This is a genomic window from Bartonella sp. MR168JLCBS, from assembly GCF_042194175.1.
Genome location: NZ_JBHIMP010000009.1, coordinates 24,293 through 37,089, shown reverse-complemented (window position 1 = coordinate 37,089; position 12,797 = coordinate 24,293). Strand labels below are relative to the sequence as shown.

Sequence of the window (12,797 nt, the reverse complement as noted above, 5' to 3'; positions counted from 1 at the left end):
TAAGTGTGTTTATTTTTTAGAGAGGAAGATGGGTTTCATGCGCAATTGCTTCTGGAGGATTGTGCGGCTATTTTAGCTGTAATGGTTGTTGTTTTTTTCTTAAACAGAGATGTTGATAATACCACACTCACCATTTTCGCTACCAAAGGCAAGGTTGTGTCCTGTCTGATCCCAGTTGAGCGCTGAAATGGCGCTTTTTCCATAGCCTTTTAGAAGAACCTCTTTTCCATCGTGAAAATGTGCACACAAAATCATTCCGTCATTGAAGCCTATTGCTACAATGTCTTCGCTTGGATGGCATGCAACGGTGCTGACAAGTGCATTTGCTCGTGTGCCCAGTTCTAATGGTGTTTTTCCCATGGGGCCATCTTTTGTATGAAAGGGCCAGACAATGGCTGCTGATGCACCGGATGTTGCTAACCATTTTCCCTTCGCGCTCCAAGACCAGCTTTTGACTTTGCTTGGGTAGCCACTCATGCGGAGATGCTGATTATCAGTGAGACGCCAGCCATGGAGGGCATTTTCTTGCATGGTAGAAATGACATAGCGGTTGTCTGGTGAGAAGGTGACACCAAAGTGTGCTCCTTTCCAGACCAATGTGGTGGGAGATGTTTGTGTTGATAACCAATGAAGAGTAACACCATTGTAATGGGCAACGGCAAGGCGTAATCCCTTTGGAGCAAAAGCAAGACCTTCTATACTGCGTTCATGTGTGAGCTCTTGCAGTTCTTTGCCAACATTTGCCAGTGTGATACGTGAGGAGGAAAAAGCAAAAACTTTCCGTGGTCCAAATGCAACATTGCTTATCCATTTGCCTTCCTGTTTGCCCAGTACTTTTGTATGACCATCTGCTGTTGTTTGACAGACCTTTCCGTCTTCTCCACCTGTAATGATAGCTGTGTTATCATGGGAAAAATGGCTAGAAATTATTCCTTGGTGAACTTCAATGGTTTGTGGGATTGGGTTAAAAAAAACAATAAAACCTTCAACCGAGACAAAAGCTGGTTTGTTATCAATAAAACCGGAGGAAAGACAATAATTTTGTAAATTGTAATTGGTAATGCTTGGCATTGTTACTCGCTTATGCACAATTTTCAAAACCCGTTCTCAGTTTTTCGGCATCAAGGGTGCGGCCAATAAAAACAAGTCGGCTTTCACGTTTTTCATCTTCACGCCATGGACGTTGGTGCTGTCCTTCAAGGATCATGTGTATGCCTTGAATGACATAACGATCATCGTCTCCTTGAAATGCGATAATGCCTTTTAAACGCAAAATATCGGGACCCTGTTGTTGCGTGATCTGTTGAATCCATGGGAAAAATTTTTCTGGTTGAAGGGCACCTGTTTTTAAACTTACAGAGGTTATTGTAATATCATGAATGGTGGATTTGTGGTGATGTGCATGATCATGATTACAATCGGGACCACAGACATGGTCTGCGTGCTGATGGTCAAGAAAATGGGGATCATTATCTAAAGTGCGTTGGAGGTCAAAGGAACCTCGATCGAGGAGTTTATCAAGAGGGATGTTAGCGCGCTCTGTTGCGTAAATTATGGCTCTGGGATTAATTGCAAGAATGAGCGATTGCGCGTGTGCACGTTCTCCTTCGCTGACAAGATCAATTTTATTTAAGAGAACAATATCAGAGAAAGCAATTTGCTCTTCAACTTCTCGGCTTTTTTTAAGTTGGTGTGAAAAATGCTTTGCATCAACGACTGTGATGACACTGTCGAGAGCGGTTTTTTCATGGACCGTATCATCCATAAAAAAAGTTTGTGCAACGGGGATTGGGTCAGCAAGCCCTGTTGTTTCTATAATGATAGCATCAAATCGATGAGAGCGTTGCATTAGACTTTCCAAAATGCGAATAAGATCGCCGCGCACGGTGCAACAGACACAACCATTATTCATTTCATAAATTTCTTCGTCCGATTCAACGATAAGATCATTATCAATGCCAATTTCACCAAATTCATTGACAATGACTGCGTAACGTTTGCCGTGGTTTTCACTCAGAATGCGATTGAGAAGAGTGGTTTTTCCTGATCCAAGATAGCCTGTGAGAACCGTAACAGGAAGTTTTGTGGGAGTGTTTTGCGTCTTTTCCATGGTTCATGCCTTTTTATTGAAATGTGTTTATTTTAAATCGATTGATATCATCAAGTAAACCATGAAGCCCACAAAGAACATGAGAGAAAATTGCTTCACCGGCTTGCGGTGTTGCTTCACTTGCATTGCCTGCTGCTCCTTGTTTGTTAAGGTCACGCATTGTCCATCCAAAGGCATGAGGACCATAAGCGCGTAAATACTGATAGTTGGCAATCATATCAGCTTGCTTATTATGAAAATTTTCTGCTTTCTCCATATGCACTTTTTCGGGTGCTAAATAGAGCATTAAAGAGGTTTCTATAAATCCTCCATGGATATCAAGATGCTGTTGAGACGGTGCCATTAAACCTTGTGGTAGGCCAAAACGACTCCAACTTGTTGCTACCGCAAGCATTGAAAAACGCCTCCGTAATTCGGTGATAACAATGCTCATTAAAGGCGAATTGCCTCCGTGGGCATTGAGAAGAAGAAAACGCTTTATTCCTTTGCGATAGCAGTTCTCACCAATGCTTATCCATCGCTCAATAGCCTCGAAAAAGGTGAGGGTTTGTGTGCCTGTAACATCCATATGTTCTATAGAATAGCCAATCTTTTCAACCGGTAAAAGTGCGATATGAAATTGCTCTTTTGTTTGTAAAGTGAGGGCTTTTGCAAAAGCTTCAGCAATGATCCAGTCGGTTTCGAAGGGAAGGTGCTCTCCGTGATATTCGTGTGCGCCCAAAGGTAAAAGAGCGAGAAAAGGCGTGTTAGATATCATAAATTATTGCCCAAAAGAGAAGTTAACACAGATAAAGTGATCAAAAGTGCTATCACTATTTAATCTATCTATAAGAGAAACGCAAATAGGCGTTTTTTTACATCACATATGGATGCTATAAAAATGAGAGTTTTGTTAAAAATAGTGAAGATTTTATTGAGCAAAGCCAACTCAATTTTTTTGTAATATGAGGCGAACTTTCTAAAGATAGCTATCTTTGGTAAGACTTTCTGATGAAGATTCTCATTTTTAATAAGTAAATATTCATACAGATTAAATACTTAACATCATGTAATGAAAAATAATTTTTCATTGTTTATTGAAAACACAATTTTTTCTGTAAGTTGCATATTCTTCTTTTTACTATGGAGCGAGGATAACCAAACTATTTCTATTGTTGCAATAGTACAGACTTTGGTTGCAATCAGAAGTTCTAAATTCTTAATTCAAGTATCTGTATATTACAAAAGAATAGAAATGTTTATTGATTGATTTTACTTTGGATAGTGTCTTAATAGACTTTAGTGCTCATGAGAAAAAATGAATATAAAGGGAAGGATTCACGTAAGATAAACTTGCAGTCTCAGAGAGCTCGATGAGTTTATAAGATGATTCAAGAAGAAACACCGTTGGATACATGATAAACAGAACGCCATTGTGTTGCACATTGATATGCTTGTTTTAAAGAAACCTTTCCTAAGGTATCCAAGCCTATTTTGCGACGCTGTTCGTGAAGGGTATAACGGTAAATCCTCATAATATAAAATATATTGTACTTCACTATATTTACTTTTTTAAAGTAAAAAGCGACACCACCATTCACTTTGCCAGTTTTCAATATTGTGTTAACAGCGCTTGATAGTTAAAATATCTCATAAGTGAAATTTTCCTTTTTTCAAGTGTGTTTACACACACATCGTTTTCTTTTGTGATTTGAAAGCGAAGAATTTTGATTGATTCAATATAAACAGAGTTAAAATTAAGAGAGTCTTATAATAATCAGCCCTCTCATTCAACATGCAAAACAAGAAATTATTATTATAGATTAGTATCCTGCTATTAAAATGATCGATTGCTAAATTTATCATTCAATATCAGTTTTCATGGCGTTATTTTTTCAATGCGCTTACTTAAGTTGGTATCTCAAAAATGCAATTTTTAGTCAGTTTCTCTACCACTTTTCTTTCAAGCATTTGATTAATTATTTATTTTGCACAAATTGCAGACAGTTATGTGAATATTGCCAAAAATTTATTTCAAAGAGAATTATTTTTTACTAATACAGAGTAAATATAATTACTCAAAAGATAAATAGGGCTGCGCTCTACAATATTGACGAAAAATATGGAATAACTTTTATGAGAATTAAGAAAGAAAATTGCTTTTCAGTATTTTGGGGGATCATCTCATTTTTCATGACTCTCTTTTTATTTAATTTTAGGTAGTTTGTTGGTGCTCTAGTGTTGCTTATAATGTTTTTGTAAATCTGATAGATTTACTTATTTTATGCGTTTGTTTTATTGGGTTTTAAAGTCAATATTTAAGTTCTTTATGCTGTATGAGATAAAGGTGCTGAATTACCTTTTTGAAGATGCTATGCGCTATTTTTCTTTATATATCAGTAAAAGTTGAGAATCATTTTATTAACGTCTTTTCTATTTGAAAATAGAGATCTTGATTTATTTTTACATTTTATAACTGTTTTATAGAAAAATAATACACTATTTTAAGGTTTATTTATTAGGATAGATTTGTTTTAGATCGAGGTTTTTATTCGCTATCAATTTTATTTTCAAGTTTATTGATGAGCGATATAATAAAAATTCATTAAGTAATATTTCATTTTTATATTTATTGAAATAATATAGAAGAATTATCATTAGATTGACAGTTTTAAATGTTATAGTTCTTTAAAATTTAATTACATTTTAAATTATTTTTATCATTTGTTGTTTTTGTGTCTTTACATTCAATACACAATGTGTTATATCTGTAATATAATTACAGATAATATTTTATTATGTGTAATTATATAAATAATTAAATATAAGTTTTGGTTTTTATATATGTGAATATTCTTTCATTTTTTCAGTGAAGAAAAGAGGAGCAAAGAAAGCTATGTTTAAAATATTTAAAAATCGTGTATGTTCATTTACTTTTACACTATTTATTCTTTTTTTTGTACAAACTATAGAGGGAAATGCAAGTTTTGTAAAAAATCAATTTCAAGAGAGTGTGGCAGTTACTATTTCTACACTAGAAAAAAATGTAGTTATTAAAGCTGTGGATAGAGCTGTTATTCAAGGCGTTGAGGAACAAAATGCTATTGCTTTGGGGAAAGCTGAAAAAACTGCTGCCTTTTCAGGTGCAGCTTTTTGGGGGGGAATAGGTATTATATCACTTCTTGCTTCTTTATGTATTGGGGATGTATTAGGTGCTGTTGTATCTCTTTGGGGAATATTCACTACACTTTAGTAGAAAGCTCATCGACAAAGTCGATGATTTTTTTGTTCATTTCATGATTTTGAAAAAATAAATATTTGAACTTATTTATACTGTATTGGATGGAAAAATCACTATTATTAATACCAAATGTAGCTTTTATTAACATTATTAAAGTTCAATGTCCTACATTTATGTTTTTTTACAAAATAGTGTAACCTCATTTTTTACAGTTTATGGTTATTTCCTAGTAATAAGGCTAGTATACTTACTATCTTTATCAGCCTTTTAATATTGTTTACCTTCTCTCATATGAAGATTATTCATTAAAGGCATATTTTATCCTTTTTAAAATTTTTTATCTTTTATAAGAGGATAAAATAAAAAATATCCCTTATTCATGGCTCTTATGCAATAAGAAAAATGATAAATTATTATTTCAAATTTGTTTATGTTAAATCCATCAAAAGTATTTTTTACATAGAACAAGTTGCGTTCGTGTATGGATAAGATTATCAAAAAAAGAGTAAAAATTCTTCTCATGAATCATCTCAAAGGCTCAAGGGCTGTCGTAATATTGACAAATAAAATGATGATGCCGGTTTGTATCTTTATAGAGTAAAGATAGTGATACACAATGAATCTTATGCCATCTCATGGGGTGGTTTATATTGTAGCATTTACGCGCCATATTGTGAGAAGGAAGTGGTGATATGCATCGTTGAAAATGCCTTTATTAAAAGATAAATACTTTTATTTGCGATACAAGTGTATTCTGGGTTGTTCTGTCGTGTCAGGGAAAGATGCTGTTAAGTAAGGTAATTAAGGAGTGTTTATAGCTTAGCGGAAGAAGGGACATGAAGTAAAAGGTCTTGTTTAGCACGAAGACGCGCAATCCATTGATCTTCACGAATAGCAGTATTATGTATTGTAATGAGTTCGTTTTTTTTAATTGCAGCTGTTACTGTTGCTTTTTCTAAAAGACCACAAGGAATGGCGTGGTGAGCGCGTGCTTCTGCGATGTTCATTATCCAAGCGCGATAAGTATAAAGACCGATAAAGTCTAGCTGATCACCTGGATGTAAATCTTTTTTAGCAACAGCACAGACTTCTACTACGGGATGGCTAAGAGGAACCATATCTTTTTTGCCATAAAGCATAGCGCGTGCGCAGGTGAGGGGAACTTCCATTGCTGTTAAATGATAGGGACGGTGAAAGGTGAAATAAGGCCCCTGACCAATTTTTAAATCTTCCATACGTTCGCGTAAACGTGGGTGCGCTATTTCTGCAATGACAAAGACACCTGGGGAAACACCTTGGCCTGTTGAATAATCTACAATACCATATCGCTGCAAAATGCCTCCATCTTGTTTTGGGATAAGCACTTTGTTTAGATCTTGCAGCGCCGCTTGTGGTCCATGCATTCCTGGGCAATCGGGGAGAAGTCCAGTGGCATTGGCAATTGCTGCCATTTCAACCATCGTTTTGGAACCATCAATAAATTCAACCAACATGCGCACATTCATATTACGCCGGAATGCTTCTTCTTCGTAAGCATCAGGTGTAGCATCAAAGCGCAGAGGATTATTTTTTCCTTTACCTGCTGCAACAATCTTATGTCCAAGGGCTGAAACAAATTCTATGAGTTCCATACAAGAAGTTGGTTCATCTCCGGCACCAAGTGTATAAATGAGCCCTCGTTTTTCTGCTTCATGTTTGAGATAAGCGCCAATTGTAACATCTGCTTCAACATTCATCATGACAAGATGTTTGTTATTCTCAAGCGCTTTGATACCAATTTCTGCTCCTGCTTCGGGATAGCCTGTTGCATCAACGATAATATCAATTTGTTCATGACGTAAAACAAGGTTAATATCATCTGTTGCTGCAATCAAATTTTTTTCAATGCTTTGCGTGAGAGCATAAGTATTTTCAACTTCACAGACATGTCCATCCTCGCCATAGGCCATTGTAGCGGCATCAAAAATACGTGACGGCGTCCTAGTGGCTACTGCAGCGACTGTTATACCATCCATATGCGCAATACTTGATAATAAATCTGTGCCCATTTCACCACAACCAATCAGTCCAATACGGATGGGGGGATGCTTTTCTGCACGTTGTTTCAAATCATGCGCTAAACCTGTTAGGTTCACATTGCTTGCCATTCTTTTTTCCCATTTGAAAACTATTCTGCTAAAGAGCTTTTCTCATTCATAAGGTGCATTTGTTTTTAAGACAATTAATCTTTTATTCTTGATGCTCTAATCAATGGATTTTATAAAAGCAAGAGGGGTGGTTGTTTTTATCAAATAAAATAGGAATAGCGTTATGCAGCAAAAAATAGCAGTACAAGATGTCACCAGTTTTATTGGGAAAGAAGTGGGATTATCGGGGTGGCGTCTTGTTACACAGGATATGATTAATCAGTTTGCATGTGCTACAGATGATCATCAATGGATACACGTTGATGAGGAAAAGGCTAAAAAGACACCTTTTGGAGGCACAATTGCTCATGGGTTTTTAACATTATCGCTTTTGTCTACGCTCGCTTATGAGGCACTTCCAGAGTTGGAGGGGAGCACAATGGGGATTAATTATGGTTTCGATAAAGTACGCTTCATGAGTCCTGTGAAAACAGGGGTACGGGTACGTGCGCGTTTTGTGTTAGATGATGCAGAAATTCGCCCTTCTGGTCGAGTGGTTTTCCATTATGGGGTTACGGTAGAAATTGAACAGTTAAAAAAACCAGCTCTTACGGCTCAGTGGCTTATTGTGGCAGTGATGGGGGAAAAATCTTCCAATATCTAGATTAGTTTGAGTACTTTATTTTATAAAATTTTTGTACAATTCTATGAGAAGTTTCTTCAATGATAATATTGAGAATAATCTATAGGGTGATAGATATGCTGGAGCTATCATAGCGTTGATAGCTATAGCAGATTGCTATCTTTCCTAGATCTTTTTGAAGAGGAGTTTCTTGGTGAAGATAGTGCATTGCCTCACGCTTTTGTTTATAGCATTCTTTAATGGGATCATAGCCCTCACATAAACAGAATGTTTCAAATGGAATATACTTGCGTTGCTAATTCACGGGCTTATTTTAAAGAAACATCTCTCAACGCTCGTCACACCCATTTCGCAATGGCGCCTGTGAATAGTATAACGGTAAAGCCATTGAGCACCCCATATCTTTATGCTTGTGAAGAAGAAAACCGGTACTATCATATTATATGCTAGCACCTTATATGCTAGCACCCAATGTTAAGACAGGTCTTGGTGCTTGAGACAATTCATAAGAGGCACGCCTTCCTTGCTTGTATAGTTTTTACTCACACGGCTCTTCCTGCTTGTAACATGCAAGCGAGAGATTTTGATTAATTCGATATGGAACAAATTGGGAATGAGAGGACCTTACGGTATTCAGAGTTCTTATTCAATATGTTGTCTAAGGTTGGGAAAGGTCGTGACCAATGTCTTAATTTGACATGATAATTTATCATTTTTATGTTAAGAGAGAGTTTCAAATATTGTAAGATCTCTCATTTCATTTCCTTTTATATTCAATCAGTTAAAACTATTTTCTTTCATGTTACAAACGGATGGGGAGAGATAAAAACGGTTTAAGAAAAAAGTTCCTAATCTCTTATGAACGTTTTCGATAACCAAGGGTTGTTGCACTTGGAAAGTGGCAAAGAGGATGATGATACTGGTATGTGAAATTCTAAGTCTTTTAATGTTTTGTTTTATCAAGTTTTTGTACGATTTTATCAGAAGTCCATTGGGTTATAATATTGAGCATGATCAAAAGAATGATGACAATGGTCATGATGAAGGTATTATAGCGTTGATAGCCATAGCGGATTGCCATATCCCCTAAACCGCCTCCACCAAGATATCCAGCAAGTGAGGTGGCTCCTATGAGAGAAATGACCATGACTGTAAAACCTGTAATCAGGCTAGGGAGAGCTTCAGGAATAAGAACATGTCTGATAATTTGAAGACGGCTTGCACCCATAGAGCGGATCGCTTCAATGAGACCGTTTTCAACGGTTTTAAAAGAGAGTTCCGCCATGCGTGCATAAAAAGGAATAGCTGAAATGGTCAGTATAAAAATTACAGCAGGCATTCCTATCCCTCTTCCTACAACGATACGCGTAACGGGAAGAAGATAAAATGCAAGAATAATAAAGGGAATGGCACGAATACTGTCAATGATCATGCTTAAAGGGCGATTGATGAGAGATGAGGAAAAAATCCCCCCGCGTGCTGTTGTGTGAAGAAGAAGACCAAGGGGAAGTCCTATAATAAATGCCATAAAAGAAGCACTAAGTGTCATCAATATTGTATCAATAACAGCTTGGGGAAGTTCATGAGACAGAACATTAAACATAGCCTAACACCTCACAATATCGTCCTTTTTTCGTTAACCATTGAACAGCTTTTTCTAAAGCTTCTTTATCTTCTCCAGGAAGAGCCAAGAAGAGTCGCCCGATGGTTTCATCTTGAACTGTATCAATGCCACCATGCAAAATACGTGCTTTTAAACCACTCTCATTTTCTAGAAGATGAAGAAAAGGCTGCTGGGCAATTTCACCGGCAATATTGATTTCAATGACAGCTTCTCGCCCGATTGGTTTGAGATTTTTCGCAAATTTTTCAGGAAGTTGCGGGGTGACAAGCTTGAGCATGGCTATGGTTGTATCGTCTTGCGGTGATGTAAAGATGTCTTTCACACGTCCTTCTTCTACGATGTTCCCCTGATTAAGAACAACAACGCGATGCGCTATGGTGCGCACAACTTCCATTTCATGGGTGATGAGCACAATCGTGAGATTGAGGTGTTTATTAATATCAGCAAGGAGCTCTAGAATAGATTGTGTTGTTTCAGGGTCAAGAGCAGAGGTGGCTTCATCTGATAACAATATTTTAGGATTAGCAGCGAGCGCACGAGCAATGCCAACGCGTTGTTTTTGCCCCCCTGACAATTGTGCCGGATAGCAATATTCTTTTCCATATAACCCAACCAATTCAATCAGTTCAAGGGCACGTTTGTGGCGTTGTTTTTTACTTACACCACTTAATTTAAGCGGCAATGCAATGTTATCAAGAATATTTTGCGATGAGAGAAGATTGAAATGTTGAAAAATCATCCCAATTCGTTGACGGTAAGGCGCCCACTCTATCTCTGATAGATTTGAAATATCAACACCTTCAAAAAAAATGGACCCTGCATCAATCTTCTCTAACCCATTTAAACAGCGGATAAGTGTTGATTTTCCTGCTCCACTGCGCCCAATAATCCCAAGGATTTCACCAGCATGGATATTTAAAGAGAGATTATTAATTACCGGAACACCAGCCGTTTTGTTAAAACAACGGCTGATGTTTTTTAAGGAGATAAGGGTAGGTTTTTCCATTCACAATTACTCGGATATTTGGCACAATTACCAAGAAGTTTGGGCGGTTTTGCCAAAAATCTCTTTGATTTTTGCACGGATAAGATCGTTGTTGTAAGCGGCAACTAATTTTTTAACCCATGGCTCATCTTTTTCGCTCGTGCGTACAACGATGATATTATCATAAGGATTATTTTTTGCGCTCTCCCATGCGACGACATCTTTTTCGAAGTTTAATCCGGAAACAATAGCCCAGTTTGTGTTTATAATTGCAAGATCAAAATCGTCAATAGCTCGCCCTAACATACCAGCATCGAGCTCACGAATTTGCAGGTTTTTAGGATTTTCGATAATATCAAGTGGAGATGCAAGAATATTATGGGGGTCTTTTAACTTAATGAGACCTAAAGAATTGAGAAGAAGTAAGGCTCTTCCACCATTAGATGGGTCGTTTGGAATACCAACATGTGCACCATCACGTAGATCTTTTAAGTCTTTGATTTTGTGCGAATAAACACCGATTGGAGCAATAAATGTATAGCCGACAATTGAAAGTTTATAGCCACGTTGTTTCATTTGTTCATTAAGATAAGGAGCGTGCTGAAAAGCATTCGCATCGATCTCTCCTGCGTTAACAGCGTCATTAGGCAAAGCGTAATCAGAAAAATAAACGAGTTCAATATCTAAGCCGGCCTTTTTAGCCTGTTCAGCAGCAGTTTTCCAAATAATCGCATCCCGCCCTTCCATAATACCAAGTTTGATTTTTGATTTGTCTGTAGCCATGACAAAAACCGTAGATAAAAAAAGTGCAAAGAGAGAGAGGAATAATCCTATAATCCGACTACGAGAAAAAAATTTTAATGTCATGTGCTTTTAACTTTCTTTTCCAAGAGATTTTTTGAGGGAAGTTTCAATATACTCTGTATTTTTCTAAGGAGATTTAAAGTTATACAAGCTTTAGAGAATATTCAATCACTTTTATTTTTAAAAGAGTATTATTTTTCCTTCTATTTTTAGTATTTTGGGGGCTTATCATCATTCATTCTCAGTAATTCTCTGAAATTCAGGAAATCAATTCTTTTATTGTAATCATTTGTTGAGGGAACCAATAACACTTGAAAAACTTCTTTAAGGGACGATTGGTTGAAGAACCAGACAATCAGATGATGCTTTAGCTGTAAATTTATGAGGAGCATACTGCGCAATCAAGATCAAAAGTCCGTGTTCGTGTAGAGGGGGAATAAAGAGAGATTTTGTTACAATGTTGTGGGGTCTTTTGGGCGGGAAATAAAAGTTGCGGATCATTGGATTTAAACGCGGCAAATTTTTGCAAAGGCGAAATTTTGCCTTTCACATGTTTTGAGAGAGGAAGAAAAATAATGTTAAGAAAGAAATTTTTATCAACAACAATGATTTTATGGGCTTTGGGAGCGTCGGGGGTGGCTGTGACTGCTTCTCACGCGGAAGCTGGAACCATTGCAGGAACAGTTGCTCGTGTTACTTCAGGTCAGGTATCTTTACGCACAGGTCCTGCGACAGCTTACAAAGTGATCTCAATGGTTCCAATGGGAGCAAAAGTGCAAATTTATGGCTGTCTATCCAATAAAACTTGGTGTTCTCTTGGTTATCACGGAAAGGTTGGTTGGGCATCTGCACGTTATGTCAATGTCAACAATGTTCCTACCGTTGCTTTTACAAAGATGCCAGTAAAGCCAAATGCTATGAGAAAATCGCCAAAAGTAAAAAAAGAAAAAGTAAAACAGGTTGTTTCTGGTTTTAAAGCTCTTCCGGCGATTCAAAAAACACGGAAAAACATACAAAAACTCTACAGAACAGATATGATTATCGATTCTACAGGTGTCAAAAAAAGAGATGAACGGACAATTTTAAATCCTTCGCCCAAAGCACAAGGAGTTTCTGTAAAGCACGTAAATGCTTATAACCCCTTCTTTCCTGATAATGTCAATTACAAAAATTTTGAACGTAATGAAACACGTTACCGTGTTGTGACTTATCCTGCTCGATAAGGGTAAAGTTAATTTCACAACCGGAATGACAAAAAGGATCAGCAGCATGAAGCAAAAAATGC

11 protein-coding genes are annotated in these 12,797 nt (G+C 36.9%); 3 read left to right on the top strand and 8 right to left on the bottom strand.

Annotated elements, in window-relative coordinates:
- Positions 1-99: 99 nt before the first annotated feature.
- From ACFIK8_RS06655 to ACFIK8_RS06640, 4 genes are all read right to left on the bottom strand, one after another.
- Entirely contained in the window at positions 100-1,071 is a 972-nt protein-coding gene (locus ACFIK8_RS06655) for a WD40 repeat domain-containing protein (protein WP_375636446.1), read from the bottom strand.
- A 10-nt stretch (positions 1,072-1,081) separates the two neighbouring features.
- Positions 1,082-2,110 carry a CobW family GTP-binding protein gene (locus ACFIK8_RS06650; RefSeq protein WP_375636447.1) on the bottom strand — a complete coding sequence of 343 codons (1,029 nt, stop codon included), beginning with the start codon at positions 2,108-2,110 and terminating at the stop codon, positions 1,082-1,084.
- 13 nt (positions 2,111-2,123) lie between these two features.
- Positions 2,124-2,867, bottom strand: a complete 744-nt coding sequence (locus ACFIK8_RS06645; protein ID WP_375644969.1) for a creatininase family protein — start codon at positions 2,865-2,867, stop codon at positions 2,124-2,126.
- A gap of 613 nt (positions 2,868-3,480) precedes the next feature.
- Entirely contained in the window at positions 3,481-3,648 is a 168-nt protein-coding gene (locus ACFIK8_RS06640; RefSeq protein WP_375636449.1) for a hypothetical protein, read from the bottom strand.
- 1,337 nt (positions 3,649-4,985) lie between these two features.
- On the opposite strand from ACFIK8_RS06640, the gene ACFIK8_RS06635 reads away from it, so the two are divergent.
- Positions 4,986-5,342, top strand: a complete 357-nt coding sequence (locus tag ACFIK8_RS06635; RefSeq protein ID WP_375636450.1) for a hypothetical protein — start codon at positions 4,986-4,988, stop codon at positions 5,340-5,342.
- A gap of 800 nt (positions 5,343-6,142) precedes the next feature.
- Here the strand turns inward: ACFIK8_RS06635 and ACFIK8_RS06630 are convergent.
- The gene (locus ACFIK8_RS06630; protein ID WP_375636451.1) at positions 6,143-7,477 is read right to left on the bottom strand and encodes an NAD(P)H-dependent oxidoreductase; all 1,335 of its coding nucleotides are present in this window, start codon (positions 7,475-7,477) and stop codon (positions 6,143-6,145) included.
- Between the two features lie 163 nt (positions 7,478-7,640).
- On the opposite strand from ACFIK8_RS06630, the gene ACFIK8_RS06625 reads away from it, so the two are divergent.
- Complete coding sequence (locus ACFIK8_RS06625; RefSeq protein WP_375636453.1) at positions 7,641-8,120, top strand: MaoC family dehydratase; 480 nt, start codon at positions 7,641-7,643, stop codon at positions 8,118-8,120.
- Between the two features lie 922 nt (positions 8,121-9,042).
- On the opposite strand, the gene ACFIK8_RS06620 is transcribed toward ACFIK8_RS06625, so the two are convergent.
- Genes ACFIK8_RS06620 through ACFIK8_RS06610 form a run of 3 tightly spaced genes read right to left on the bottom strand, consistent with a single transcriptional unit; the run spans position 9,043 to position 11,575 of the window.
- Positions 9,043-9,702, bottom strand: a complete 660-nt coding sequence (locus ACFIK8_RS06620; protein WP_015856780.1) for a methionine ABC transporter permease — start codon at positions 9,700-9,702, stop codon at positions 9,043-9,045.
- Entirely contained in the window at positions 9,695-10,729 is a 1,035-nt protein-coding gene (locus ACFIK8_RS06615) for a methionine ABC transporter ATP-binding protein (protein WP_015856779.1), read from the bottom strand. The genes ACFIK8_RS06620 and ACFIK8_RS06615 overlap by 8 nt, the downstream gene beginning before the upstream one ends.
- A 27-nt stretch (positions 10,730-10,756) precedes the next feature.
- Positions 10,757-11,575: a MetQ/NlpA family ABC transporter substrate-binding protein gene (locus tag ACFIK8_RS06610; protein ID WP_015856778.1), complete on the bottom strand. Its 819-nt coding sequence runs from the start codon at positions 11,573-11,575 to the stop codon at positions 10,757-10,759.
- A 512-nt stretch (positions 11,576-12,087) separates the two neighbouring features.
- Between ACFIK8_RS06610 and ACFIK8_RS06605 the strand changes: the two genes are divergently transcribed.
- Positions 12,088-12,735, top strand: a complete 648-nt coding sequence (locus ACFIK8_RS06605) for an SH3 domain-containing protein (RefSeq protein ID WP_375669056.1) — start codon at positions 12,088-12,090, stop codon at positions 12,733-12,735.
- The last annotated feature ends 62 nt before the right edge of the window (positions 12,736-12,797 follow it).